At 36.5% G+C, this 25,193-nt stretch carries 25 protein-coding genes and 1 pseudogene; 22 read left to right on the top strand and 4 right to left on the bottom strand.

Going from position 1 to position 25,193, the window contains the following annotated elements:
- The first annotated feature begins 1 nt into the window (after nucleotide 1).
- Together AC0NJG_RS18410 and AC0NJG_RS18405 are read left to right on the top strand one after the other, a co-directional pair.
- Nucleotides 2-1,432 (top strand): LutB/LldF family L-lactate oxidation iron-sulfur protein, encoded by a 1,431-nt coding sequence (locus AC0NJG_RS18410; protein WP_087951584.1) that lies wholly within the window; start codon nucleotides 2-4, stop codon nucleotides 1,430-1,432.
- The gene (locus tag AC0NJG_RS18405) at nucleotides 1,413-2,114 is read left to right on the top strand and encodes a LutC/YkgG family protein (protein WP_087951585.1); all 702 of its coding nucleotides are present in this window, start codon (nucleotides 1,413-1,415) and stop codon (nucleotides 2,112-2,114) included. Before AC0NJG_RS18410 ends, AC0NJG_RS18405 begins: the two co-directional genes overlap by 20 nt.
- 56 nt (nucleotides 2,115-2,170) lie before the next feature.
- Here AC0NJG_RS18405 and AC0NJG_RS18400 read toward each other — a convergent pair whose 3' ends face one another.
- On the bottom strand, nucleotides 2,171-2,326 hold the full coding sequence (locus AC0NJG_RS18400; protein WP_142940636.1) for a sporulation protein YjcZ: 156 nt from the start codon (nucleotides 2,324-2,326) through the stop codon (nucleotides 2,171-2,173).
- Between the two features lie 156 nt (nucleotides 2,327-2,482).
- Here AC0NJG_RS18400 and AC0NJG_RS18395 point away from each other — a divergent pair, with 156 nt between their 5' ends.
- From AC0NJG_RS18395 to AC0NJG_RS18345, 11 genes and pseudogenes are all read left to right on the top strand, one after another.
- Complete coding sequence (locus tag AC0NJG_RS18395) at nucleotides 2,483-3,064, top strand: TetR/AcrR family transcriptional regulator (protein WP_087951587.1); 582 nt, start codon at nucleotides 2,483-2,485, stop codon at nucleotides 3,062-3,064.
- 2 nt (nucleotides 3,065-3,066) lie between these two features.
- Nucleotides 3,067-3,237, top strand: a complete 171-nt coding sequence (locus tag AC0NJG_RS18390) for a hypothetical protein (RefSeq protein ID WP_170959451.1) — start codon at nucleotides 3,067-3,069, stop codon at nucleotides 3,235-3,237.
- An 83-nt stretch (nucleotides 3,238-3,320) separates the two neighbouring features.
- On the top strand, nucleotides 3,321-3,797 hold the full coding sequence (locus AC0NJG_RS18385; RefSeq protein ID WP_087951589.1) for a PH domain-containing protein: 477 nt from the start codon (nucleotides 3,321-3,323) through the stop codon (nucleotides 3,795-3,797).
- The gene (locus tag AC0NJG_RS18380) at nucleotides 3,790-5,241 is read left to right on the top strand and encodes a PH domain-containing protein (RefSeq protein ID WP_087951590.1); all 1,452 of its coding nucleotides are present in this window, start codon (nucleotides 3,790-3,792) and stop codon (nucleotides 5,239-5,241) included. The genes AC0NJG_RS18385 and AC0NJG_RS18380 overlap by 8 nt, the downstream gene beginning before the upstream one ends.
- 95 nt (nucleotides 5,242-5,336) lie before the next feature.
- On the top strand, nucleotides 5,337-5,762 hold the full coding sequence (locus AC0NJG_RS18375; RefSeq protein WP_142940637.1) for a hypothetical protein: 426 nt from the start codon (nucleotides 5,337-5,339) through the stop codon (nucleotides 5,760-5,762).
- 4 nt (nucleotides 5,763-5,766) lie between these two features.
- A complete protein-coding gene (locus AC0NJG_RS18370) occupies nucleotides 5,767-6,033 on the top strand; it encodes a CPCC family cysteine-rich protein (RefSeq protein WP_087951592.1) in 267 nt (88 codons plus the stop codon).
- Nucleotides 6,032-6,124: pseudogene (locus AC0NJG_RS18365) on the top strand (L,D-transpeptidase family protein); the annotation flags it as partial. The gene AC0NJG_RS18370 and the pseudogene AC0NJG_RS18365, both read left to right, overlap by 2 nt.
- A gap of 856 nt (nucleotides 6,125-6,980) precedes the next feature.
- Nucleotides 6,981-7,922 (top strand): hypothetical protein, encoded by a 942-nt coding sequence (locus tag AC0NJG_RS18360; protein ID WP_474063272.1) that lies wholly within the window; start codon nucleotides 6,981-6,983, stop codon nucleotides 7,920-7,922.
- Between the two features lie 250 nt (nucleotides 7,923-8,172).
- The gene (locus AC0NJG_RS18355; protein ID WP_087951594.1) at nucleotides 8,173-8,469 is read left to right on the top strand and encodes a protoporphyrinogen oxidase; all 297 of its coding nucleotides are present in this window, start codon (nucleotides 8,173-8,175) and stop codon (nucleotides 8,467-8,469) included.
- Between the two features lie 74 nt (nucleotides 8,470-8,543).
- Nucleotides 8,544-9,020, top strand: coding sequence for a PH domain-containing protein (locus AC0NJG_RS18350; RefSeq protein ID WP_087951595.1), 477 nt, complete (start codon nucleotides 8,544-8,546; stop codon nucleotides 9,018-9,020).
- The gene (locus AC0NJG_RS18345; protein WP_087951596.1) at nucleotides 9,013-10,416 is read left to right on the top strand and encodes a PH domain-containing protein; all 1,404 of its coding nucleotides are present in this window, start codon (nucleotides 9,013-9,015) and stop codon (nucleotides 10,414-10,416) included. Before AC0NJG_RS18350 ends, AC0NJG_RS18345 begins: the two co-directional genes overlap by 8 nt.
- Before the next feature lie 77 nt (nucleotides 10,417-10,493).
- Here AC0NJG_RS18345 and hmoB read toward each other — a convergent pair whose 3' ends face one another.
- A complete protein-coding gene (gene hmoB, locus AC0NJG_RS18340) occupies nucleotides 10,494-11,003 on the bottom strand; it encodes a heme-degrading monooxygenase HmoB (protein WP_474063271.1) in 510 nt (169 codons plus the stop codon).
- 128 nt (nucleotides 11,004-11,131) lie between these two features.
- On the opposite strand from hmoB, the gene AC0NJG_RS18335 reads away from it, so the two are divergent.
- The 4 genes from AC0NJG_RS18335 to hemY all read left to right on the top strand — a co-directional run bounded on the left by AC0NJG_RS18335 (nucleotide 11,132) and on the right by hemY (nucleotide 16,864).
- Nucleotides 11,132-13,249 (top strand): transglycosylase domain-containing protein, encoded by a 2,118-nt coding sequence (locus AC0NJG_RS18335; RefSeq protein ID WP_088327921.1) that lies wholly within the window; start codon nucleotides 11,132-11,134, stop codon nucleotides 13,247-13,249.
- 177 nt (nucleotides 13,250-13,426) lie between these two features.
- Nucleotides 13,427-14,473, top strand: coding sequence for a uroporphyrinogen decarboxylase (gene hemE / locus AC0NJG_RS18330; RefSeq protein WP_000252612.1), 1,047 nt, complete (start codon nucleotides 13,427-13,429; stop codon nucleotides 14,471-14,473).
- Nucleotides 14,474-14,487: 14 nt separating this feature from the next.
- Nucleotides 14,488-15,423: a ferrochelatase gene (hemH, locus tag AC0NJG_RS18325; protein ID WP_000726775.1), complete on the top strand. Its 936-nt coding sequence runs from the start codon at nucleotides 14,488-14,490 to the stop codon at nucleotides 15,421-15,423.
- A 19-nt stretch (nucleotides 15,424-15,442) separates the two neighbouring features.
- Nucleotides 15,443-16,864, top strand: a complete 1,422-nt coding sequence (hemY, locus tag AC0NJG_RS18320) for a protoporphyrinogen oxidase (RefSeq protein WP_087951599.1) — start codon at nucleotides 15,443-15,445, stop codon at nucleotides 16,862-16,864.
- A gap of 39 nt (nucleotides 16,865-16,903) precedes the next feature.
- Here the strand turns inward: hemY and AC0NJG_RS18315 are convergent, their stop codons facing one another.
- Entirely contained in the window at nucleotides 16,904-18,256 is a 1,353-nt protein-coding gene (locus AC0NJG_RS18315) for a DUF4026 domain-containing protein (RefSeq protein WP_087951600.1), read from the bottom strand.
- Between the two features lie 241 nt (nucleotides 18,257-18,497).
- On the opposite strand from AC0NJG_RS18315, the gene AC0NJG_RS18310 reads away from it, so the two are divergent.
- The 3 genes from AC0NJG_RS18310 (at nucleotide 18,498) to AC0NJG_RS18300 (ending at nucleotide 22,120) form a co-directional block, all read left to right on the top strand.
- Nucleotides 18,498-20,864, top strand: a complete 2,367-nt coding sequence (locus tag AC0NJG_RS18310; protein ID WP_474063270.1) for a DUF6359 domain-containing protein — start codon at nucleotides 18,498-18,500, stop codon at nucleotides 20,862-20,864.
- 103 nt (nucleotides 20,865-20,967) lie between these two features.
- Nucleotides 20,968-21,267 (top strand): hypothetical protein, encoded by a 300-nt coding sequence (locus tag AC0NJG_RS18305; RefSeq protein ID WP_087995580.1) that lies wholly within the window; start codon nucleotides 20,968-20,970, stop codon nucleotides 21,265-21,267.
- Nucleotides 21,268-21,283: 16 nt separating this feature from the next.
- Nucleotides 21,284-22,120, top strand: a complete 837-nt coding sequence (locus tag AC0NJG_RS18300; protein ID WP_087951602.1) for an alpha/beta fold hydrolase — start codon at nucleotides 21,284-21,286, stop codon at nucleotides 22,118-22,120.
- Between the two features lie 60 nt (nucleotides 22,121-22,180).
- Here the strand turns inward: AC0NJG_RS18300 and AC0NJG_RS18295 are convergent, their stop codons facing one another.
- On the bottom strand, nucleotides 22,181-23,035 hold the full coding sequence (locus tag AC0NJG_RS18295) for a hypothetical protein (protein WP_087951603.1): 855 nt from the start codon (nucleotides 23,033-23,035) through the stop codon (nucleotides 22,181-22,183).
- 479 nt (nucleotides 23,036-23,514) lie between these two features.
- Between AC0NJG_RS18295 and AC0NJG_RS18290 the strand changes: the two genes are divergently transcribed.
- Complete coding sequence (locus AC0NJG_RS18290; RefSeq protein WP_087951604.1) at nucleotides 23,515-24,087, top strand: TetR/AcrR family transcriptional regulator; 573 nt, start codon at nucleotides 23,515-23,517, stop codon at nucleotides 24,085-24,087.
- Between the two features lie 214 nt (nucleotides 24,088-24,301).
- Nucleotides 24,302-25,193, top strand: an 892-nt coding sequence (locus AC0NJG_RS18285) for a YhgE/Pip family protein (protein ID WP_474063269.1), incomplete at its 3' end; no start/stop codon positions are given.

Below are 25,193 nucleotides of genomic sequence, written 5' to 3'. Positions count from 1 at the left end.
GATGGGAATGAAAATTGGGAACGATCCCTTTCATAAACGTACTGCAACCGGTATTGGTGATCAATTTATGCGACAGGCTGTTAGGAAAGCACAAGATGGTCTTAGGGGCAAGAAATTAAAAGCGACTGAGAGTCTTGGTAATTGGGAAGAATGGCGAGCTTTAGGAGAAGAAATTCGAAAGCATACATTAGAAAACCTTGATTATTATTTATATGAGCTGAGTGAGAATATTGAGAAAAACGGTGGTTTTGTTTATTTTGCAAAGACGGCCGAAGACGCAAGGGAATATGTAAAAGAGATTGTAAAAAAGAAAAACGCGAAAAAAATTGTGAAATCAAAATCGATGGTAACGGAAGAGATTAGTTTGAATGAGGCAATTGAAGAAGCGGGAGCGGAAGTGTTAGAAACAGATCTTGCTGAATTTATTCTACAAGTGAACGACCACGATCCGCCGTCACATATTGTTGTTCCGTGCCTTCACAAAGATAAAGAACATATTTGTGAAATATTTAAAACAAAGTTAAATTACACTGGAACATCTGACCCTACGGAAATGGCGAGGTTTGTAAGAAGCTATTTACGAGATGATTTCTTTGCGGCGGATATAGGAGTGACTGGATGTAACTTTGCAGTTGCAGAGTCTGGGTCAATTTCTATCGTAGCAAACGAAGGAAATGCAAGACTTACTACGACACTTCCGAAAACGTTAATTACAGTTATGGGAATGGAGCGTATTGTTCCGACATGGGAAGAGCTTGATGTTTTAGTAACACTTTTATGCCGAAGTTCTGTAGGACAAAAGTTAACGAGTTATATTACAGGATTAACGGAGCCTGGCGGGACAGATGGACCTGAGGAATTTCATTTAGTCATTGTGGATAATGGTCGTTCTGATATTGTAGGGACAGAATTCCAAAGTGTCCTACAGTGTATTCGCTGCGCAGCATGCATTAATGTGTGTCCTGTATACAGGCATATTGGTGGACATGCATATGGCTCCATTTATCCAGGGCCAATTGGAGCTGTGTTAACACCGCTTTTAGGGGGATATGATGAATATAAGGATTTACCTTATGCCTCTAGCCTTTGTGGTGCGTGTACAGAAGCATGTCCAGTGAAAATCCCGTTACACGACTTATTAATTAAACATCGCAGCCGCATTGTAGAAGAAAAACGATCACCTGTAGCTTGGAATGCGGCTATGAAAGGTTTTGAAAAAGTAGTGAAGAATCCTAGCTTATTTTCTTTTGCGGCGAAGAGCGCTCCGTATGCATTAAAACCTCTTGCGAAAGGTGATAAAATCGAGCGTGGCATTGGGCCGTTAAAAGCTTGGACAGATGCGAGAGATTTCCCGGTTCCAAAAAAACAACCGTTTCGAAAGTGGTTTGAAAAACACGTAAAGGAGAACGATGATGGCCATCCAAAATCGTGAGGAATTTTTACTCCAATTATCAGAAAAGCTTGGTAGGAAACGTCCAGAAGCAGTGAAAAAGCCGAAATGGTCTTTTGCCCCGCAGTGGACTGTTTTTGACGGACTCGCGCAAGACGAACTTGTAGTACAGTTAATGGAGCACTGCGAAGTCATTCATACAGAAGTAAAGCGAACAACGAAGGGAAATCTAGTTGAAACATTTCAATCTTTACTAAAAGAATGGAATATTAAATCCGCAATGTATGCGAACGATGAGCGTTTTCATGAGTACGGCCTTACTCCACTTTTCAACAGTGAAGGCACAACGCATTTTCGTATTTGGGGATCGGATCATAAAGAAGAGGACATAGCATTTGCGAAAGCTGCTGACCTTGGCATTACGTTCAGTGATATGACCCTGGCAGAATCGGGAACCGTTGTACTATTTAATGACGGGTTAAAAGGAAGACATGTTAGCCTTCTTCCGGAGTCGTACATTGCAATCGTTCCTAAAAGTACGATCGTGCCAAGAGTAACCCAAGCTACAAAAATGATCCATGATCAAAATATATCAGGAAAAAAACTGCCCGCTTGTGTGAATTTCGTTTCTGGTCCATCAAATAGCGCAGATATTGAAATGAACCTTGTGGTAGGTGTACATGGGCCAATCCGAACAGCGTATATTATTGTGGATGATCAATAATGAAAATAGAAAGCACTGGCCGTTTATATAGCCAGTGCTTTTCTTACTGATGAAAGTTAAAGACCGAGTCCACTATAGCCGCCGACTCCAGCTACGATTAATATGATAAAGAGCACAATGAGTACTATATAACCGCTACTAACGCCCTTACCATCTTGTCCAGCTTCACCGTCGCCAGTGCCACCACTACCACCTTTACCACCAAGTCCCATAGGAATATCCTCCTTATTGTTATATGTTGCTTTTACTTTATATTTTTCTATATTTACCAATAAATCACTTCCATGGCGTTAACTAACTTGCAAATCATTTCGTTTCATTTTACAATTTACTTACCGACCGGTAAGTAAAAATGAGTGAGGTACAGTATGACAAAGAATTTACAAACATCGCAAAACATTGTAGAGGCGTCATTTAAACTTATGGCAGAGCACGGCATTGAGAAGATGAGCCTTTCCATGATTGCGAAAGAGGTAGGTATTTCAAAACCGGCCATTTATTATCATTTTTCTTCTAAAGAAGCGTTAGTCGATTTTTTATTTGAAGAAATTTTCTCTGGGTATCATTTCGTGAGTTATTTCGATAAAGGACAATATACGAAAGAAAACTTTGCAGAAAAGTTAATTGCTGATGGTTTACATATGCTCTCTGAGTATGAAGGTCAAGAAGGAATATTACGTGTTATAAATGAATTTATCGTAACTGCAGCGCGAAATGAAAAGTATCAGAAGCGCTTATTTGAAATACAAGAAGAGTTTTTAAATGGTTTCCACGATCTATTGAAGAAAGGCGCGAGACTGGGCGTTGTGTCACAAGATGCAACGGAAGAAAATGCTCATACGTTAGCGCTTGTGATCGATAATATGAGTAATTACATGCTGATGGGATTCCAGTTAAAGTATAAAGAAATTTGGATTCAAAATGTGAAAAACGTAATGAAGGAGGAATAAAAATGAAAATGCAAAAAAACTGGTGGCTTGGTTTTCTTGGATTCATTGGGATTTATAAAATACCAGGTATGATTGAAGCTTTTCAAGCGGATGGAAGTTGGATGAAATTAATAGGGTTTATTTGGCTACTTTGGTTCGGGTATTTTATTCCTGAGAAGAAAGAGGATAAATAATAAAATTTCAATTTTATGTAAAGTTATGTAAAATATAGATTGAGAGTATTCATATATTAGATTACTAGATTTGGAGTGGTTACATGGAGCCATTGAAAAATGAAATTCACCCTGACATGGTCAAGGTGTGGAAAGTTCGTGCTGTAATTGAAGAAGGGATCGGTATTCTTGTCATTTTAGCTTACCTTTTTCTCATGATAAAGTTTGATTGGTGGGCGTGGATTTTGTATGTGATGATTGGGCTAACAGTTGTGTTCGCACCATTTTCGTACTTCTTATTCCCGAAACTACGTCAACGTTATTACAGCTACCAACTAAATGAAGAAGAACTTGAAATTCAGCATGGCCTTTTCGTCGTAAAGCGCGTATTAGTACCGATGATTCGTGTGCAGCACGTTACGATTGAACAAGGTCCGATAATGAGAAAATATGGTTTAGCAGAATTACACATTTCAACAGCAGCAACTTCTCATAGCATCCCAGGCTTAACGATGTATGAAGCAGAAATGTTGAAAACGAAAATCGCAGAATTGGCGAAAGTGAGTGATGAGGATGTATAAGAGGCAGCATCCAATCACGATGTTATTAGAATTAAAAATAACAGATTTTATACCACTCTTTATTTTCATGTTTAGTTTAAACGGAAAGTTCCCGTTTTGGTATTTAATTCCCGCTGCATTCGGTTTACTTACTATCTTTTCAGTGTTTGAAAAGTGGTATTACACAACATATTGGGTTGAAAATAACGTATTACATGTGAAACAAGGGCTCTTCGTGAAAAAGGAGAGTTACTTAAATAAAGAACGTGTTCAAACGATTAATACAAGTTCAAACGTGTTATATCAAATGCTTGGTTTAAAGAAAATTCAGATTGAAACAGCTGGCGGAGGCGATGATGCAGAAGTTAGCTTAGCTGGTATTACAGTAGAAGAGGCAACAGAGCTTATTGCAATGCTAAATGAGCCAACTCCAGAAGTGAAAGCAGAAGAAACGTTAGACGAAGCAGTAGAAAATACAGTAGAAAACGAAATTGTTACAGAGGAAAAACAATCGACAGAGTATAAATTGACTTGGAAAGAAATTTTATTAGCATCTGTTACATCAGGTCAGTTTGGACTATTATTCTCATTAATCTTTTTCGTGTACCACCAAGTAGATGAGTACATTCCGAAATGGATAGAGAATGGCGTAAAGTCGTATGTAATGGAACATGATATATATGGCTGGATTTTCATGGTAGCCATTTTGATCGTCCTTTCGTGGATTATATCTACAATCGGTTATGCGCTAAAACATGGAGATTTCACAGTGAATCGAAGAAATGATGAAGTTCGCATTTCACAAGGATTACTTGAGAAAAAAGAACTCGTCCTAAAATTGCACCGTATTCAAGGTATTACGATAAAAGAGAGTATTTTACGTCAGCCATTTGGTTATTGTGCTGTGCAAGTAGAAGTTATTCAAAGTAAAGGAATGGGTGACGAAAAAGAAAAGGTTACACTGCACCCAATCATTCGAAAAGATCGCGTGCAACAGTTACTCGCGCATTTACAATTACCATACGAACTGAATACAAATATTATTTCATTACCAAAAACAGCATTACGCCGCTATCTCATTGATAGTTTCATTTTCTTCGCAATGCTAGCAATCCCGCTTATTGGAATAAGTATATACTCTGAAAAGTACTTCATCATGTGGTCATTACTACCGCTCGCAATCCTCATCTTTACACTTGGATATGCAACATTTAAAACAAATGGTTACAGTGTAAATGGAGAGCAAATTACGCTTGTATATCGCAGCGTCGGAAAATATACAGGGCTTGTTAGAAGAAGACACGTCCAATCGATGGAAAAGACACAATCATATTTCCAGCGCCGTGCAAATCTATGTACGTATAAGTTCTCTAACGCATCATCGGATTATAAATTAGAGCATACGAGAGTAGAAGATGCGGAGAGAATGCAGGATTGGTATAAGAAGAGAATAAGTGAGAATTAATTTGAAAAGGCTCGTCTTTTGCGGAAGGCGGGCTGTTTTTTCATGTGAAAATAATGAATAATATATGGGGAAGGGAAAAAGTGAGGTGAATGAGAGTGAGCAAATTTTTAATTCCGTATTCATTTTCTATATATAGTTTTTTTATTTCAGTAACGGCACTTGATTTATATGATAGGATAGAAAATTTTAATGAGGGGACGTCGCCGAACATAATTGGAAAGGTAATTCAATCTACTTCGCAAATGGGAGTCCTTACATTGTATTTCGGAGTACCTATTATTTTAGGTGGATGTCTTCTTGGTGAGCTATTGTTTAGAGGTATCATTTTACGATTTAAATTGAGCTATATTATATCTTTATTATTATATGTACTTTTAGCTTTTAGTATCGTTTTCGTAACGGTAGGGATTCCAACTACATATGAAGATTCTAATAATTTTTTCATGGGGATAACTGTGATTTACGCTGTTACATTCTTTGTGAGTCGGAATATATGGGAGAAAAAGTTGATAATGGAGTGACAAAATGAAACATACATGTCCATGCTGCGGATATAAAACAATAGAAGAAGAACCACCAGGTACATATGGAATTTGTAATATATGTTATTGGGAAGATGATGGGGTTCAGTTTAACGATCCTGACTATGAAGGCGGGGCGAATGAAGTCTCTTTAAGACAAGCACAGAAAAATTTCATTGTATTTGGTGCTTGCGAGGAATGTTTTGTTGGATCAGTTAGAAAGCCGACTAGTGAAGATGTGAAGGATGCTAGTTGGAAGCAAATTTGTTAAACAAAATGTTATTGATATTTTAAGATGGATTGATCCAGGGAAAAATCCTGTTATTATTCAAACTCCTGAAAATGAACTGACAAACTATTAATTTGATACGCTTAAAAAATCTTTAAGTGTAAAATGTATACAGCATTATTGTAAGTCTACTTTAATTAGTAGGCTTTTTTGTTAATGTCAAACGCTAAGGGATTATTTCATTAAAAACTTGGATTTACGATACGTTAGGAATGTTTCATAAACGGTTGTTTGTAGTTTTTTGAGACTAATAAATAAATTTTTTAATACATAGGCATTAACGTGAATAAAATAAAAGGTCAATTTCTTTTAATGTAAAGAAGTTGGCTTTTTTATTTAACTTTGCTTAGCGTAAGGGATTTTTGTTTCAGAGTACTGTTTATTTTTCAACTTGATGATAATGAGGAGAGATATCTATATACTTTTATGAAGAATCCTTATTTACATTAAGGATTGGAACCTGATTGTTGCCTGAAAATATAGACGGGGGAAAATAATGTAAAAAAAACTATTGTATATTTAAAAACCTTATGTTACATTTTTGTTACAGGAAAGTTACAAACCGTAACTTATATTACGGTTTGTTTTCTTTTGTTTTTCGGTATGTTACGAAATGAGGTTCGTAGCAAAACAACCGAGAATATGTAAAGTTAAAAAAATAGCAACCTAAAAATAGTTTTTCTATGTGTATAAGAGTGTGTGTAGTAAAGAGCCTGGTGAGAACTTTGCGCACATTATTAAAATTCCTTTCTGTCTTTAAAAGAAGAAGAAAACCAACTACCAACTACTTAGGAGTTTTAAGCAATGATAGTAAATGAAATGTACTTCCTTTCCCACACACAAAGTACATCTTTACTTTCAGTCTAATTACTACACAGACTTTTATACATATGCTGTTATCGTTTTAGGGATATATAGGAGGAGAAAAAATGAAAAAGTTATTAATGGTAATTGGACTTACATTTTTAATGTTAGCTGGATGTAGTAATGGGAATTTTGACAAAGCAATGGATGAAGGAAAGACCGCGTTAACGAATAAAGAATATAAAAATGCCTTATCATCATTTGAAAAAGCGCTAGATGAGAAAAAAGACGATTCGGATGCAAAGATGCTTGTAGAACAAACAAAAGTAATGATTGAAGCAGTGAAGTTAAAAGAAGAATCAAAGGTAGAAGAATCAATCAAGTCATTTGAAAAAGTAGAGAACATGCAGAATGGAAATACTACGCTTGTAAAACAAGCAAAGGAAGAACGAACAGCATTACTAGCCATCTTAGAACAAAAAAAGAAGTATAGCGAGCAACTGACGAAAAGTGAAGAGTTAATAAGTAAGAAAAATTATGCAGAAGCGAAAGAGATAGTAAATAAACTAGTTGCAGAAACAAAAGGTAACAAGAACCTTGAAGAATATAATAAAAAAGCGGTAGAATTAGTTACTAAAATTAATGAAGAAGAAAAAAATGCAAAGAGTGAAGCAGCGAAGGCACAAAAAACAAATGTAGTAACGAATCAAAAGGTAGCAACAGAAAAGACTCAAAAACCTGAGGCAGAAAAAAATCAAAAGGTAGCAACAGAGAGTAATAAAAAAGTAGAAGCAGACAAGACTCAAAAAGTAGCGACAGAAAATAATAAAAAGGTAGAAACAGGAAAGACTCAAGATACATTTACTTTTGAGAAAGCTAAAGCATATATTAAAAATGAATATAAAGAAGACTATGATTACACACTAGAGAATACGCAAGTAGAGAATGGAAAGAAATATTATCAAATTAGAGTGCATACGACATATAAAATAGAAGGTGCAGGTGGACCAGGATTTACTGGTGTATTTAAAGTATTCGAAGATGGTACAATTATTGAAATGCACTAAATTGATGAAAAAGGTATCCTCAAAGTAATTGAGGGTACCTTTTTTAATATAAAAAAAAGCATCTAGCAAAAGTACTAGATGCAAATAAAAACACAAAGGAAGACAAAATTCTTCCCTTTTCCCGTAAGTAATTATATCAAAAAATTTATAAAAAACTAGTTTTATTTTTAATATAATTGATGTGTGAAGCTATGAAAGTATAAGATTACACTATTTTTGTAGTGTTTTATTGAAAAAAGGAGCTGCGTATATGATTAATTTTAAACCAGAAAATTTGAACCAACTATTAAAAGTGATGTTAATTAGTGCGAATAAGTCTTATGATGCGATTAAAGATTATGAATTTACAGGGGAAGCGGTAGTATTCCGTGTGGATTTCGACCATATTGATGTTTCTCTAATGATTGTAGATATGTTAGGAAGATCAGCTTCTAAATTTAACATTTTGCCATTTGCTAAACCAGATACGAATGAAATAGATTACATTCAGTTTCAAGTGTATGCCATTAATGAAGGGAATTTTAAAGAAATGATTGATATGATGTGAAAAACTATAATTTTACAAATATGTATATACCAACTAATATATAAGTAATACATTCATATAATTGGAGTGATGAAATGCAGCCGTTAGAAAGGGAGATTCATTCTAATATGCTGAAAGTGTGGCGAATTCACGCTTTAATTGGGACGGCAGTTATACTAGCCGTCGTAATTGCGTATTTCTTTTTTATGATCAATTTTAATTGGTGGGGTTGGTTGTTTGGCTTGTTAGTAACAGGAGCTATTATATTTATCCCGCTTGATTATTTTGTGTTTCCAAATTTACGTCAGCGCTACTATAGTTACAGATTAAATGAAGAAGAGATTGAGATTCAAAAGGGAATGTTCGTTGTAAAACGCGTGCTCATTCCGATGATTCGCGTGCAGCACGTAACGATTGAACAAGGACCGATTATGAGAAAATATAATTTAGCAGAATTACATATTTCAACAGCAGCAACTTCTCATAGTATTCCAGGTTTAACGAAAGAAGAAGCTGAGCAGCTGAAAAGACAAATTGGAGAGCTTGCGAAAGTGAGTGATGAGGATGTATAAGAGGCAACATCCGATCACAATCTTATTAGGTATTCGAATTGCGGGTTTATTGCCTTTTATTTTTCTTGTTCTATTTAAATCAGATGGCCAAGTAAAACCTTGGTATTTCTTTCATCTCGTTCTTTTGGCCATATTATTTATTATGGCTATTTTCTCAGCGATAAAATGGTATTTTAAAGTGTACTGGGTTGAAAATAATATTTTACATATAAAGCACGGTGTGTTCATGAAGAAAGAAAGTTACTTAAATAAAGAACGTGTGCAAAATATTAGTACGTCTTCTAACATCTTTTATCAAATACTTGGACTGACGAAATTAAATATTGAAGTGGCAGGCGGCGGTACTGAGCCAGAAGTGATGTTGGCGGGTATTAGAGAAGAAGAAGCGAAGGAACTCATTGCTTTATTACATAAAGAAAGAAGCGTTGTGAGTGAAGAAGGAAGTAAGACGGTATATCAGTTAACAACGAAAGAAATTTTAGCAGCATCTATTACATCTGGTAGATTCGGATTAGTGTTTTCTATGTTAGTCATCCTTTACACAGAGTTCAATCAATTTCTACCAGAATGGCTTATCAATAAAGTAGAAGCGTATGTGATGGATAACGGTGTATATGAATTAATCGTTATGGTGGCGATTTTAATGGCAGTTTCGTGGGTCATTTCTACAGCTGGCTATGCATTAAAATATGCGAACTTTAAAATAGAGCGAAACGAAAATGAAGTTCGCATCGTGCAAGGGTTGTTTGATAAGAAAGAGTTTGTGTTAAAATTACACCGCATTCAAGCGATTACTGTGAAAGAGGGAATTCTCCGCCAGCCTTTCGGTTATTGCTCTGTCGAAGTAGAAGTCATTCAAAGTATAGAAGCGGCAGGAAATGAAGTGATGTTACATCCTTTTATGAAGAAAAAAGATGTGCAGCAGTTACTTACGTATTTACAGTTGCCGTATGAAATGGAAGAGAAAATCGTTCCTTTACCGAAGGCTGCATTACGTCGTTATGTCATCATGGGATGGATTACAAGTGCTGTACTCGCTGTTCCGATCATCGGTGCGAGTATATATTTTAAACAAAATATCGCGTTATTCACTCTCATACCACTATGTATTATATTTACGTTACTTGCATACGCTCGGTATACAAGTAGTGGTTATATGATACGAGAAAATCAGTTAGTCATGGTGTACCGAGGGCTTGCGAAATATACAGGAATCATGCGAAAAAGACATATTCAAGCAGTCGGATACAGTCAGTCGTATTTTCAAAAGAAAGACGAGTTATGTACAGCTGTCGTATCGGTAGCGGGGCATCCTTACAAAGTGAAGCATATGCAAAAAGAAGATGCACTTTGTATATATAATTGGTATAAAGAAAAAGGAAACACCGGCGTGTAACGGTGTTTCCTTTTTGTGTCGTCATTTGTCAATAAGTCGATATAATTTCACATATCGCCGTCTCCAAACGCCAAAACTTAAACTAACACATCAAAAGTAGTCACGAAAGATGGACGAGAGAAAATACTCTTTTGCTGTTCTGCATGTGGATGCGCCTGAGCCTGAGCTGGAGCTTGTCCTTCTGCTTGTGCGGGGCGCTTTTTATGAGCGTTTTCGAATGAACGTGATTCTGTCCAGTCTTTAAAGTTTTGCTCTGTTTCCCACATCGTTAAGATGACATATGTATCGTTACTTAATGGGCGTAGGACGCGAATCGCTTGGAATCCTGGTTCATTTTCAATAAGGCCTGCGCGGTTTTTAAAACGGTTTTCAAATACAGGGCGACCTTCGTCTGTTACAGAAATGTTGTTACAAACGATATAGCCAGGTTGTCCTTTAAATTCGCCAACAGCGTCTAGTACATCATACTGAAGTGATCCTTCTACAGGTTCTTCTGTATTTTCTTTATAAAACATATCTTTTTCATCATTTTTTGCAGTGAAATGTGCTTGTTCTAGAGGTGTTTCGTATGAAATTATAGCCTTCATTTTAATGCCCCCTTTAAATGTTTGTTTCCATTATATCAACTCTCGTAAAAAACTTCGAAGATTATATACATAAAGATACTTCTTTTTCAAATAATAAATGTACCATCATTTGGAAAGAAGGCCGATGTATGAAGAAAGTAAAGTGGACTTTGTTAGGTGGGTTAGCAACGCTTGTATTAGCGATTGTCCTTTATAAACTTATCGTGTTAGCTGGTGGCTATATGATGGATGAAAAGCAGCTCGTTTTCCACTCTTCATCACGTATCGTTGACCAGAAAGGGAAAGAAATTACGAAATTATACGTAGAAAATAGAGACCTCGTACCAATCGAGCAAATTCCCAAATACGTGCAGCAGGCGTTCGTTGCGGTGGAAGATTCTCGTTTTTATGAACATCAAGGAATTGATTATCCGTCTATATTTCGGGCTCTTTATAAAGATACGTTAGCTGGTGAAAAGGTAGAGGGCGGTAGTACGATTACGCAGCAACTTGCTAAAAATGTCTTTTTAACTCGTGAAAAAACAGTTACGCGGAAATTGAAGGAAGTCGCAATTTCCCTTCAATTAGAGCAAAAATATACGAAGCAACAAATTCTTGAAATGTATATGAATCATATTTACTTTGGTCATGGAGCTTACGGTATTCAAGCAGCAGCAAAGTTGTATTTTAATAAAAATGTAGAAGATTTAACAGTAGAAGAAGGGGCAATGCTTGCAGGTCTTCCGAAGTCGCCAAACGGATATTCACCTTATTTCTCTCCAGAGAAGAGTAAGCAACGCCGTGATCTCGTATTGTCACTTATGCATAAACAAGGCTATTTGACTGCCGAAGAAAGCGTACGTTATCAAGGGAAGACAATTGCTCTATATAAAAACTTAGATGAGAATGAGCTCGCATATATGCCTTATATTGATATGGTTATAGATGAAGCAGCTCGTTTATACGGATTGTCTCATCAAGAAGTACTCCGAGGAGGATATACGTTTGTTGTTCCGATGGATGAAAAGATTCAAAAGGTAGCGTATAACCAGTTTCAAGATGCAAGGAATTTCCCAGGGAAAGAAGAGGGGGCGCAAGGTGCGTTTTTATTAATGGATAATCGTACGGGCGGTATTAAAGCTGCGATTGGCGGAAGAAAGTACGTCCCGAGAGGGTTTAATCGTGTTTTTGCAAAAAGACAGCCCGGTTCTGTGCTAAAACCACTTATCGTTTATGCGCCAGCACTCGAAACGAAAAAATATAATCCGTATTCTTTATTAAAGAATGAAAGACATTCTTTTGAAGGGTATGAACCTCAAAATTATAACCATGCGTATTCGAAAGAAATGACGATGTACGATGCAATTGTAGAGTCAGCAAATGTACCGGCAGTTTCTTTATTAAACGAATTAGGGGTAGAAGAAGGAAAGCAATATTTAGAGAAAGGGAATGTTCACATTGCTGATGCTGGTTTAAGTACAGCGCTTGGCGGATTGAAAAACGGTGTTTCACCATTTGAACTTGTGAAAATGTATCGTGCTTTTTTAGCAAATGGCGCTATTATTGAGCCACACGTGATTGATAAAGTGTTAAATAGACACGGCGCAGTCATTGGAGAGTCACCAAAAGTAGAAACGAAAATTTTCTCGAAACAAACGGCATGGTATATGACGAAAATGCTTGAAGGAGTTGTAAAGGAAGGGACAGCGAAAGCCGGTGTATATAACGGGGCGTTAGCAGGGAAAACAGGTACAACGTCCTTACCAAATGACGATAATGGAGCGAGAGATATGTGGTTCGTTGGCTATACGCCAAATTTAGTAGGCGCTGTTTGGCTCGGTTATGATCGTATAGATAAAGAGCATCAGTTGCAAGGAGAAAGTGCGTCCGCAACAAAATTGTTTAAGAAAATTTTAACGAAGGCAAATGTAGAACAGAAAGAGCAATTTATGAAACCAGAAGGTGTGGAAACAATCGGTGCTCCGATTCGGCTGCGCAAGATAGAAGATGTGAAAATGAAATTAGCATTTAGCCCTTTCGGTTTATTTAAAGCGAAATTAAGCTGGACACCACTTCCAGATGAAAGAATTATGTACCGTATTTATAGAGTGGAAAACGGAATTCATACGCATGTAGGTACTGTAAACGGTGCCGGGGAATATGAGGAAAAGTTCGTTAACATCTTTTCAAAACCAAGCTTTTACGTTGTGCCATATAACACACAAACGAATCGCGAAGGAGAAAAGTCAAAAGTAGCTAAACCATAGTTTTTCTCTGTGTTATAATAAGAATGTTATGAAAATAGTAAGCGTTTTTAAGAATGTTTGTGTCAATTTAATGAACAACGTACATAATATTATGCATTTTGTTTTTACAAGCTGTATAGTAAAAAAAGATAAATATCGAACGTATTCGAAGCATTGGTAAGGAAGGGAGCAAGGGTCTTGGTAAGAACTATAAATGAGACATTTTTAAAAGCATGTAGGGGGGAACGTACTGATTATGTACCAGCATGGTATATGCGTCAGGCAGGTCGTTCGCAGCCGGAATATAGAAAGATAAAAGAAAAGTATTCTTTATTTGAAATTACACACAATCCAGAGTTATGTGCTTACGTTACAAAACTGCCGGTTGATCAATATAACGTGGACGCAGCAATTCTTTATAAAGATATTATGTCACCACTACCTGCAATTGGTGTGGATGTAGAAATTAAATCAGGTATTGGCCCAGTTATTGATAATCCAATCCGTTCTTTACAAGACGTAGAAAAACTAGGGGAAATCAATCCAGAAGATGACGTACCGTACATATTAGATACAATTCGTTTATTAACGACAGAAATGTTAGACGTACCGTTAATCGGTTTTTCAGGAGCTCCATTTACATTAGCGAGCTATATGATTGAAGGCGGTCCATCTCGTAACTACCATAATACGAAAGCGTTCATGTATGCAGAGCCAAAAGCTTGGTTCGCTTTAATGGATAAACTAGCAGATATGGTTATTACATATTTAAAAGCGCAAATTAACGCAGGTGCAAAAGCAGTTCAAATTTTCGATTCTTGGGTTGGAACAGTAAACGTAGCAGATTACCGCGTATTTATTAAACCAGCAATGGAGCGTATTTTTGCAGAAGTTCGCACGATGGGTGTACCGATGATTATGCACGGCGTAGGAGCTGCACACTTAGTAAATGAATGGCACGACTTACCGCTTGATGTAGTCGGCTTAGACTGGCGCTTACCAATCGAAGAGGCACGTGCACGCGGCGTTCATAAGGCGGTACAAGGTAATATGGATCCTTCGTTCTTACTTGCACCATGGTCTGTTATTGAAGAACATGTAAAAGGTATTTTAGATCAAGGGATGAAAGAGCCAGGTTATATCTTTAACTTAGGACACGGTGTATTCCCAGAAGTAAATCCAGATACATTAAAACGTTTAACTACATTTATTCATGAATACTCTAAAGGGCAGTTAGCGAAGTAAAGGAGAATTGCTGTATGAAAAAGAAAATTGGTTTGCTTGTAATGGCATACGGAACGCCATATAAAGAAGAAGATATTGAACGTTACTATACACATATTCGCAGAGGAAGAAAGCCAAGTCCTGAAATGCTAGAAGATTTAACAGAGCGCTACCGTGCAATTGGTGGTATTTCTCCTTTAGCTACTATTACATTAGAGCAAGCTAAAAAGTTAGAGAAGCGTTTAAATGAAGTGCAAGATGAAGTCGAGTACCATATGTATCTTGGCTTAAAACATATTGAACCGTTTATTGAAGATGCGGTGAAAGATATGCATAACGACGGTATACAAGATGCAATCGCGCTTGTTCTTGCGCCGCACTATTCTACGTTTAGCGTAAAATCATACGTTGGACGAGCACAAGAAGAAGCTGAGAAACTTGGAAACTTAACAATTCATGGCATTGATAGCTGGTATAAAGAACCGAAATTTATCCAGTACTGGGTTGATGCAGTGAAAGGTATATATAACGGTATGTCAGACGCAGAACGTGAAAAAGCAGTATTAATCGTATCAGCTCATAGCTTACCAGAAAAAATTATCGCAATGGGCGATCCATATCCAGATCAATTAAATGAAACAGCTGATTATATTGCAAGGGGCGCTGAAGTAGCAAACTATGCAGTAGGCTGGCAAAGTGCAGGAAACACACCAGATCCTTGGATTGGTCCAGATGTACAAGATTTAACGAGAGAACTAAATGAAAAGCACGGTTATACTTCATTCGTATATGCACCAGTTGGATTTGTTGCGGAACATTTAGAAGTTTTATATGACAACGACTTTGAGTGTAAAGTTGTAACGGATGAAATTGGCGCGAAATATTATCGTCCAGAAATGCCAAATGCATCGGACGCATTTATTGATTGTTTAACAGATGTTGTATTAAAGAAAAAAGAATCTGTACTGTAAGAAGAAAGGGGGAGCCTGCTTGAGGAAAAAAGTTGTGATCATCGGCGGAGGCATCACTGGATTAACAACAATGTATCACTTACAAAAAGATATTCGTGATAACAACTTGCCGATCGATACATTACTGATAGAAGCATCGGGTAAACTTGGCGGGAAAATTCAAACCGTTCGAAAAGATGGATTTACAATTGAGCGCGGACCAGATTCTTTCTTAGCACGAAAAGAAAGTGCAGCTAGATTAGTGAAAGAATTAGGTCTTGGCGATGAACTTGTAAATAATGAGGCCGGTCAATCATTTATCCTCGTAAACAATCGGTTACATAAAATGCCGAGCGGATCAATGATGGGAATTCCAACGCAAATTACGCCGTTTCTATTTTCCGGGCTGTTCTCCCCAATTGGTAAACTAAGAGCTGGTTTTGATCTATTAATGCCGAGATCAAAGCCAGTATCTGATCAATCACTCGGGCATTTTTTCAGGAACCGCCTCGGAAACGAAGTAGTTGAAAATTTAATAGAACCATTATTATCGGGTATTTATGCAGGAGATATTGATGAAATGAGCTTAATGTCAACATTCCCACAAATGTATCAAATTGAGCAGAAACATCGCAGTATTTCACTCGGTATGCGCACGCTTGCTCCGAAAGAAGAGAAAACTGAACCGAAAAAAGGAATCTTTCAAACAGTGAAAACAGGTTTAGAATCTATCGTAGAATCTCTCGAAATGAAGATGCATGAAGGTACGATAATAAAGGGCACTCGCATTGAAAAAGTTGCAAAACAGGGTGATGGCTATACGATTACTCTTAGTAACGGAAAAGAAATAGAAGCGGATGCGGTCGTAGTGGCAAGCTCGCATAAAGTATTGCCATCTATGTTTGCACAGTACAAGCAGTTTCGTTTCTTCCGCAACATTCCGTCCACATCAGTTGCAAATGTAGCAATGGCTTTCCCGAAATCAGCCATTCAGCGCGATATTGATGGTACAGGATTTGTTGTCTCTCGAAATAGTGATTATACAATTACAGCATGTACGTGGACACATAAAAAGTGGCCACATGCAACGCCAGAAGGAAAAATGCTACTTCGTTGTTACGTTGGACGACCTGGTGATGAAGCAGTTGTAGAACAAACAGAAGAGGAACTCGTTCAGCTCGTACTAGAAGATTTACGAAAGACGATGGATATTACAGAAGATCCAGAGTTTACAGTCGTAAGCCGCTGGAAAGAAGCGATGCCCCAATATACAGTAGGTCATAACGAGCGAATGAAGAAACTCACAACATTTATGGAACAAGAGCTTCCAGGTGTGTATTTAGCTGGTAGTTCTTACGCTGGTTCTGGTCTGCCGGACTGTATTGATCAAGGTGAGAAAGCAGCAAAGCGTGTGCTAGCTCATTTGGAGAAAGTAATGGATACGGAATTAATCGCACAGTAAAGTGAAACGCCTTCAATACGATTGAAGGCGTTTTGTTATTTATTCACCAATAAACATATATAAGTTATTTGGCTTTATCACTGCATCTCCTGCATAAATAATCCATTCTGTTAAGTTATCAAAATCTAAAGGATAACTATTTCCTGCACTCATATCTGCTATAAAATATGGTTCATTAATGAGTATTCCTTGAATAAAGTCTTCTGTAATATGCTGCATTTCAAACCACATATGCTCACTTTTTCCTTCTTCGTAGGAGACACCAAACTTAGCTAGGAAACGAAAATCTTCATTTGATTGTTCAATATGAAAAATGTTGCTGAAATACCCGAAAGTATTCTTCGCATTGTAAGCCATACGAGCCGTTTCACTATTTGTTTTATAAAACATAAGCCCTGTAGCTTCCTCGTGTTCTTTGAAAAAGCTTTCGATACATTCTTCTGAAGTATCAAATTTGAACAAGAGAACAGATGGCGATTGATGGTATTCATCTCGGTCATCCATCCCGCCTAAGAATGTGTTTTGTGCATCTATTGGTTGTAGCTTCACTTCTTCATTCTCAATTGAAGATAATTGATCCATACTCGTTTTATGCCCAATATAAGATAATCCTTTTTCCCACGGAACAGCTACGGTATGTATAGAACCTTGCTGACTATGCGCGATAACGATAGGCTCATTCATAGGGACTTGTCCATTCTCAACGGCATTATTCGCAAATGTTTGAAAGAGGTCACCAATGCCGTAGTAGGAAGAAATACGATTTGGAATAATTAATTCTATTTCTGTTACGCCTGCTCTTAAAAGGCCATGTGTATGAAACCAATATTGCGTAGGCTCACCGTCTTTACCGTCTTCATAAACGGAATGAATAACGTATAAGTCAGGAATGTCAGGTAATAATTCATTTTCAACGTGATATTCAATATAGCTTCTAGATATCACCTTCATTGCTGCACTTGAATCGATTACAAATAACAAATCTGGCGCAAGGTTCCATAAAAACTGTAACTGCTGGAAAAAGCAGTCCAGTACATCACCTACAAATAGCGTGCGAGTGAAAATTTCAGTACCGAAAACCGCATCTTCAAAATGACGATCTACGATTGTAGAATCTTGTCTATTGTACAGTTTATATTCTTCTGGATCATTGGCCTCATCAATATGCAGTTCATACGGTATGATTGTTTCATCCATATGTAACTCAACGATAAGGCTTATCTCATCATTATAAACAATTTTTAGCTCATCAACTTTAGTAGCGATATTCTCTAGTCGCTGTTTTAACTGCTCAATTGTAATTCTAGTAGGTATAACGGCAATCATATCTGAAAAATGACGTTCTAATGTTCCATTCATAGCTGCGCGGTATGTTTCTGTTTGCACTTCCATCCAATCACTCCTATTCAAATGAATCCATTTTACATGCCAATGAAATATCGATATTTTCTGTTTTCTCTCTCTAACATTATAGAGTGCATTCGTAGAAAGTGTAAAATTATTATTTTGTATTATAGTTTGAAAACGAGTAAAATAGATTAATTTTTTGTAAAACTTGTCGAAATAGCATTCTATATAACGAATCATTTGATATGATAGAAATGCTGAGAAAATATGAAATAGGGAGAGGAAAATGGCTGTGAAGAAATTGTTAAGTGTCTTTTTATCATTCATACTATTGCTTTCATTTACTGGAACTTTAGTACAAGCAGAAGAAACGACTTCTATGTCAGTAGAAAAAGCAATTCAAGTATTTAAGCAGCAAGGGAAAACAAAAGGGACAGTGGAAGGATACATTGTTGGATATACGCAAAGTCCTTCTAAATACACGAAAGATCCGGCTAAGTTTGATGATACAAACGTAGCCATTGCGGATTCGCCAAATGAAACGAATCCAGACAAAATAATGCCTGTACAGTTGCCAAAAGGCGATGTGAGAACGGCAGTAAACGTGAAAGATCATCCTGAAAATATCGGGAAGAAAGTTAGTTTAACAGGGACGCTTGAATTATATTTTAGTAGCCCAGGTGTAAAATCGGTAACAGCTCATAAGTTTCAAGGGGAAGGACAAAACCGTGTTAGCGATGTAGTAGCTTCGCCTAGTGGTGGAGAAGTTGCGAAGGGTACAGCGGTAACATTAACAACGAATACAGAAGGAGCAACAATCTACTATACGTTAGATGGCTCTAATCCTACAAATAAAAGTGTTCGTTATAACGGACGAATTGTAGTGAATGAAAATAGTGTCATTAAAGCAATTGCAGAGAAAGAAGGGCTTACTTCTTCAGCGATTTCCACATTTTCATTTACTATCGTAAACAATGAACAGGTTCGTATTCATGATATTCAAGGAAAATCACATATTTCTCCTTACAACGGGAAGAAAGTCTACAATGTGGAAGGCGTTGTAACAGCGCTTGATAAAAATGGTTTTTATATAGAAGATAATCAGCCGGATAATGATCCAGCTACTTCAGAAGGTATGTATGTGTACAAAAAAGATGCGAATGTAGCGGCAGGAGATCTTATTCAAGTTGATGGAGTAGTAGAAGAATATGTTGGACCTGGATATGCAGAAAGGTTTGAAACAGACTTAACGACGACGGAAATTAAAGCGAGCCGCGTTGCTGTAATCGCAAAAGATCAAGCTTTACCAGCGCCGATTGTACTTGGAGAAAACGGTGTGAAAATTCCTGATCAAATTATCGATAATGATGCATTTGGTTTATTTGATCCAAATGAAGATGCAATCGACTTTTATGAAAGTATAGAAGGTATGCGCGTTACGATGCCAACGCCAAAAATTATTGCACCTCAGAAAAACGGGAATTTATATGTAACAGTGAAAAATGGTGGGAATAAAGTTGTAACGAAATATGGCACACCTTTATTAGATGAAAATCAATTAAACCCAGAGCGTCTTTCTGTAAAAGCACCTCGTGATTATGTAGCAAAAGTAGGAGATACTTTCACAGGAGATATAACAGGAGTAGTCGGATATGATTACGGTGCGTTCCGCATTGCGCCAATAACGGAATTACCATCTGTAGTAGACGGTGGATTTAAGCAAATAGGAGCAAATATTCAGCCGCGTCTTGATAAGTTAACAGTTGCTACATATAACATTGAAAACTTCTCGGCGAATAAAAAAGAAACAACAGATGAAAAAGTAAAAGCGTTAGCGTATTCTATTAAATACAATTTAAAAATGCCAGATATTATCGGTGTAGAGGAAATGCAAGATAATAACGGAACGATTAATGACGGTACAACAGATGCTTCATTAAGCGCAAAACGTATCATTGATGCAGTGCTAGAGATTCGCGGGCCAAAGTATGAGTATGTAGAAATTGCTCCAAACAACAATTTAGACGGAGGAGCATCAGGAGCGAATATTCGCGTCGGTTTCTTCTACAACCCATCACGCGTGAAATTAGCAACAGTACCGAAGTTGCTTGATAAAAACGTTGTCCGTATTGGAGACGACAATCCATTATTTGAAAGTACACGTAAACCACTTGCGGCAGAATTTACATTCCAAGGACAAAACGTTGTTGTCGTTGCAAATCACTTAAACTCAAAACTAGGAGATGCAACGCCATTTGGAAAAGTACAGCCACTCGTATTAAAGAGTGAAGAAAAACGAGTTCAATTAGCACAAGAAGTAAACAATTTCGTACAAGGTATTCAGAAAAAAAACACGAATGCACCAGTTGTTGTGTTAGGGGATATGAACGATTTTGAGTTCGCTAAACCATTAAAAACACTAGAAGGAACAGTCTTAAAAAATATGTTAAACACAGTGCCGAAAGAAAATCGCTACACGTACATTCATGAAGGAAATGCACAAGTGTTAGATCATATTTTAGTAACAAACAACATCGCACCACACACAATTGTAGATCCAGTACACTTAAACTCAAACATTATGAAAGAACACGGACGTGTAAGTGACCACGATCCAGTACTTGCTCAAATTGATTTGAAGAAAGCATCTTAAATAGTTGAGAAAGAACGCTTAGAGATATACTGAGCGTTCTTTTTCTGTAAAAATCATGTTAAAATTAATTAAAAATTCAGTTTTTATAACAAGGAGGTTAAAGATGCAAGCATGGTTAAATGGAAAGGTAACGAATCAGCTTGCAATTTTTTTTAGTACAATCGTCATGCTTCAATTTCTAGCTGATATAACCGGACTTACGCAAAATTTAGATATTACATATAACTTAATACATACAGTAGCATCTTATATAACGTTTAGTTTAGCAGTTATTTTTACTTTAATCGGCGCGAGAAGAGAGTTAAGTAAATATGCAATTATTTCATTATGTTTAGTGGTAGGTATTAAAGCGATTTATTTTGTAGCGGTCGTTATTTTATGGGGATTGGTTGGTACGCCGTAAAGGGGAGGATGATGATATGAGTAGTGAAAATATACGAGTGATAAATGTAAATAACAATAATCTCTATGTAAAAATGTTAGGAGAAGGTGAACCAATCATATTTCTTCATGGAGGACCTGGAAGTGAACACCGCTTTTTTCTTCCCTATATGGCTCCACTAGCAGAAAAATTCCAACTAGTTTTTTATGATCAAACAGGTTGTGGAGAATCGGAAGCACCAAAGAATAATCAATATTCTATGAGGGATGAGGTTGCAAACTTAGAAGCACTGCGTGTGCAATTAGGGTTTGAAAAAATAAATATATTAGGTGAATCATGGGGATCAATGCTTGCATTATTGTATGCAACTACATACCCCGAACGAGTGAATAAGTTACTTTTAACAGCTGCGATAGGAGTTAATGTAAAAGGATTAGAAAGATTTGGAGAAGAACTGCAAAAGAGATTAACGGAAGAAGATAAAGTAGTTATTTCTGAAATAAATGAGAAGATTAAAGTAGGAGAGGCTTCTATATACGATATGTTACAAGTGCTAGATCCGTATTATGTGTTTACTATGGAAACTTTAACTTATAAACAGAAAACAACTTTTAGTAATGAAGTGAACACGATACTAGGTGCAGATATGGTGAAAAATTATGATGTGACTAAACATATAAAAAAGCTCTCGAAAATTCCAATATTAATTGCACAAGGAAGTCATGATATTTTAACTCTTGCTACTATAAAAGAACATTTTACAGAATACATACCTCATATAGAGTTTTTAGAGATTGCAAATTGCGGACATTGGACGGTAGTAGAGCAGCCAAAGCAAATGTGTAATATCGCAGGTAGTTTTTTTGAGAACTAAGAATAAGAGCGTAACTCCCTAAACTAACTCAGGGAATTACGCTCTTATTCGTTCAATGATTTAGTCTGAAATGACTTGAAACGCTTTTCTACACCGATCTCTTTTTTGCAGTCGTCTTTTATATTTTTTTCTATCCCGCCTTACTCCTTGTATATACATAAGTAAGCTCACGAAAAGGAAGAAAACACATTGCGTTATTAAAATATATGGTGACATGCCTTGCAATGGTTGTTTCGGATCATATAAATGAAAAGGAGCTCCGCCTATTGAAGGAAGTATTGTATTTAGCAGGACGTACGGAATGGAGGCGGCTGCGAATGGAAAGAGAATTGCCATATAGTCTTTTTGTGACCATACAGATGCAGCAAGTCCTAAAAGGGCCATTAAACCTGCAAATAAAAAATTAATTCCGATATATACAGTAATGTAAGTGAGAGGCGCATTGAAATATAGGTTTGCGAACATTCCATCAGCATTTATGATGCCTGAACCAACCGTAGGTGTTCCGTCTGGAATGGTTAATTTGCAAAATAATAACGATAAGATGAACGGAAGCGTATAAAGAAATCCTCCGCAAAAAAACGTAACGATATATTTCGCTACTGAATAAGGAAATATAGAAATCCCCTTACTCACAAACGGTTTAAAACCATCTGACTTATCCGAATTATAACTTGTACTAAAGGGAAAACTCGCAATAACTGGCATTAATAATAAATAAACATCCATTTCATTGTCGCGAAATCCAATCCATTTTATATCTGTTGATATAGGTCCGCTTGCAGCGTCTCCTAAATAACGAATGACATAATAATAATGATAAATACAAATAAGAACGAATCCACTAAGCATCATAATGAAAGAAATACGACTACAAAAAGCTTGCTTTATATTTAAACGAAGTGCACGCATCATGACTGAAAAAGCCTCCACTATTTTGATAAAGTGAAACTTTAATCAGTGGGGGGGTTCTTCATCCCCCACTGATTATTAGTCTTCACCAATCGGACTTTTAGGGGCAGCCCGATCCCCACCTAAATTCTTTGCTTTCGCTGAATTTTGAGGTGGGAGTCTTACTGCCCATTAAAGTCGGATAAACTTGTCTATTTTCTATATTACTATTAAATGTAAACATTTTCTTGTTTTTTTATTTGATTATTTGAAAAAAGGGGAATTTGTTGTCGTTAAGTAAGGTTTAGCTGTATATCTCAAGAACACCTTTTCCTTTTCTCTTTGCTTCTGATAAACTATGGAAAGTATGATATAACTTGACTGGAATTTTTTATACTGGAAATAATAAAAAAGAGAACTTGTATAGAATGTAAGCGTGTGGTAATATCAAAGATGTACTGATTGACTATATTATCCAATTGGTCATTTTTGGAGGTGAAGATGTGGCGATAGATCGAAAACGTTCTATTATTGAAGCTGCAACAAAGTCTTTTTCAGCGTTCGGTTATAAAGCAACAACGATGGATCAAGTAGCGAAATTAGCGAATGTAGGAAAAGGAACGATTTATACTTTTTTCAAAAATAAAGAAGAGCTATTTGGTGAGATTATTTCTAATTTAATTACAGAAATGAAGCAAGTTGCAGAAAATGCAATTCGTTCAGATGTTTCATTTTTTGAAAATGTACATAGAGCATTATATAGCATATTAGAATTCAGAAAAGAACATCAGCTCATGATTAAGTTAATTCAAGAAGAGCGCGATATGGGAACGAAAGAAGTACAAGAAGTGATGCAACAAGTAGATGTGGAAATTGTCTCTTTCATTCAATCGTATTTAAAGATTGCGATTGCAAAAGGTGAAATTAGCAAATGTGATCCAGAAATTACAGCATTTATTATGCTTCGCTTATACGTATCGCTTATTTTTGATTGGGAAAAAAATCATGAACCGCTAGAAAAAGAGAAAATTGCAGAATTATTCGAACTTTATTTATTAAGAGGATTGTCAAACTAAGATAATCCTTTTATTATTATAAAAAGTGACCAATTGAACAAAATGGTCATACATTTAATTTAGGAGGGATAATACAAATATTCGCTTCATAGTAAGGAACAGTTGCATAGTATAAATTCGGGGATAAGGCATATGTATGAATCAGTATAGCCTTTTTGTTTGGGTAAAAATGACTGATTGAACATTTTGGTCATTTTAAAAAGGGGGAGAAATGATGAAAGGAAATCAGTTACTTCGTAAAGAGTTCACACAAATTATAAAAAGTAAAAAAATATTAATTCCAATTATCGCGGTTTTATTCGTACCGATTTTATATGCAGGTATGTTTTTATGGGCCTTTTGGGATCCGTATAAACAGTTAGATGATTTACCAGTGGCGGTAGTCAATTTAGATAAAGGTGCAGTATTTGATGGAAAACCAATTGAGGTCGGAAAAGGGCTCGTTGACAACTTAAAAGATAATACAAGTTTTAAATGGGAGTTTGTAAGTGAAAAAGAAGCGAAAAAAGGAATGGAAGGTAGAAATTATTACATGTTAGTACGTATTCCAGATGACTTCTCAAGTAATGCTACAACGTTATTAAAAGACGATCCGAAGCCATTAAACTTAGAATATATTCCAAACGAAAGCTTAAACTTCTTATCTTCACAAATTGGCGGAACAGCCATTGAAAAAATTAAAGGTGAAGTATCAAGTACGTTAACGAAAACATATGCAGAGAAAATGTTTGATTCCATTCAAGACGTCTCAAAAGGATTAGCAGATGGGGCGGAAGGAGCAAATAAACTACACGACGGATCAAGTGAGCTGCATGATGGTTCAAGTAAAGTGACGGACGGCCTTCATACACTTCAAGGGAAGTCTGGAGAGATGAAGGATGGAGTTCAGAAATTAGCAGATGGATCTAATAAGTTACAAGATGGCTCTGGAAAAGTGACAGCAGGTTTAAATACGTTAAATGACAAAACCGGTGAAATGCAAATAGGCGTCGGAAAGTTATTAGACGGATCCGGAAAAGTAACGAACGGTTTACATGTATTAAATAGCAATGCAGGTATAGGAAAATTAGTAGATGGGTCAGGAAAAGTAACAGCAGGTTTAAATA

This window comes from Bacillus sp. SSR7 (genome assembly GCF_055902415.1).
This window is presented reverse-complemented; position numbering and strand designations above follow the sequence as displayed.

Excerpts from the sequence above, each read along its gene's own strand:
- AC0NJG_RS18410 (WP_087951584.1), top strand. The coding sequence starts at position 2 with ATGGGAATGAAAATTGGGAACGATCCCTTTCATAAACGTACTGCAACC.
- AC0NJG_RS18405 (WP_087951585.1), top strand. The coding sequence starts at position 1,413 with ATGGCCATCCAAAATCGTGAGGAATTTTTACTCCAATTATCAGAAAAG.
- AC0NJG_RS18400 (WP_142940636.1), bottom strand. The coding sequence starts at position 2,326 with ATGGGACTTGGTGGTAAAGGTGGTAGTGGTGGCACTGGCGACGGTGAA.
- AC0NJG_RS18395 (WP_087951587.1), top strand. The coding sequence starts at position 2,483 with ATGACAAAGAATTTACAAACATCGCAAAACATTGTAGAGGCGTCATTT.
- AC0NJG_RS18390 (WP_170959451.1), top strand. The coding sequence starts at position 3,067 with ATGAAAATGCAAAAAAACTGGTGGCTTGGTTTTCTTGGATTCATTGGG.
- AC0NJG_RS18385 (WP_087951589.1), top strand. The coding sequence starts at position 3,321 with ATGGAGCCATTGAAAAATGAAATTCACCCTGACATGGTCAAGGTGTGG.
- AC0NJG_RS18380 (WP_087951590.1), top strand. The coding sequence starts at position 3,790 with ATGTATAAGAGGCAGCATCCAATCACGATGTTATTAGAATTAAAAATA.
- AC0NJG_RS18370 (WP_087951592.1), top strand. The coding sequence starts at position 5,767 with ATGAAACATACATGTCCATGCTGCGGATATAAAACAATAGAAGAAGAA.
- AC0NJG_RS18360 (WP_474063272.1), top strand. The coding sequence starts at position 6,981 with ATGAAAAAGTTATTAATGGTAATTGGACTTACATTTTTAATGTTAGCT.
- AC0NJG_RS18355 (WP_087951594.1), top strand. The coding sequence starts at position 8,173 with ATGATTAATTTTAAACCAGAAAATTTGAACCAACTATTAAAAGTGATG.
- AC0NJG_RS18350 (WP_087951595.1), top strand. The coding sequence starts at position 8,544 with ATGCAGCCGTTAGAAAGGGAGATTCATTCTAATATGCTGAAAGTGTGG.
- AC0NJG_RS18345 (WP_087951596.1), top strand. The coding sequence starts at position 9,013 with ATGTATAAGAGGCAACATCCGATCACAATCTTATTAGGTATTCGAATT.
- hmoB (WP_474063271.1), bottom strand. The coding sequence starts at position 11,003 with ATGAAGGCTATAATTTCATACGAAACACCTCTAGAACAAGCACATTTC.
- AC0NJG_RS18335 (WP_088327921.1), top strand. The coding sequence starts at position 11,132 with ATGAAGAAAGTAAAGTGGACTTTGTTAGGTGGGTTAGCAACGCTTGTA.
- hemH (WP_000726775.1), top strand. The coding sequence starts at position 14,488 with ATGAAAAAGAAAATTGGTTTGCTTGTAATGGCATACGGAACGCCATAT.
- AC0NJG_RS18315 (WP_087951600.1), bottom strand. The coding sequence starts at position 18,256 with ATGGAAGTGCAAACAGAAACATACCGCGCAGCTATGAATGGAACATTA.
- AC0NJG_RS18310 (WP_474063270.1), top strand. The coding sequence starts at position 18,498 with ATGGCTGTGAAGAAATTGTTAAGTGTCTTTTTATCATTCATACTATTG.
- AC0NJG_RS18305 (WP_087995580.1), top strand. The coding sequence starts at position 20,968 with ATGCAAGCATGGTTAAATGGAAAGGTAACGAATCAGCTTGCAATTTTT.
- AC0NJG_RS18300 (WP_087951602.1), top strand. The coding sequence starts at position 21,284 with ATGAGTAGTGAAAATATACGAGTGATAAATGTAAATAACAATAATCTC.
- AC0NJG_RS18295 (WP_087951603.1), bottom strand. The coding sequence starts at position 23,035 with ATGATGCGTGCACTTCGTTTAAATATAAAGCAAGCTTTTTGTAGTCGT.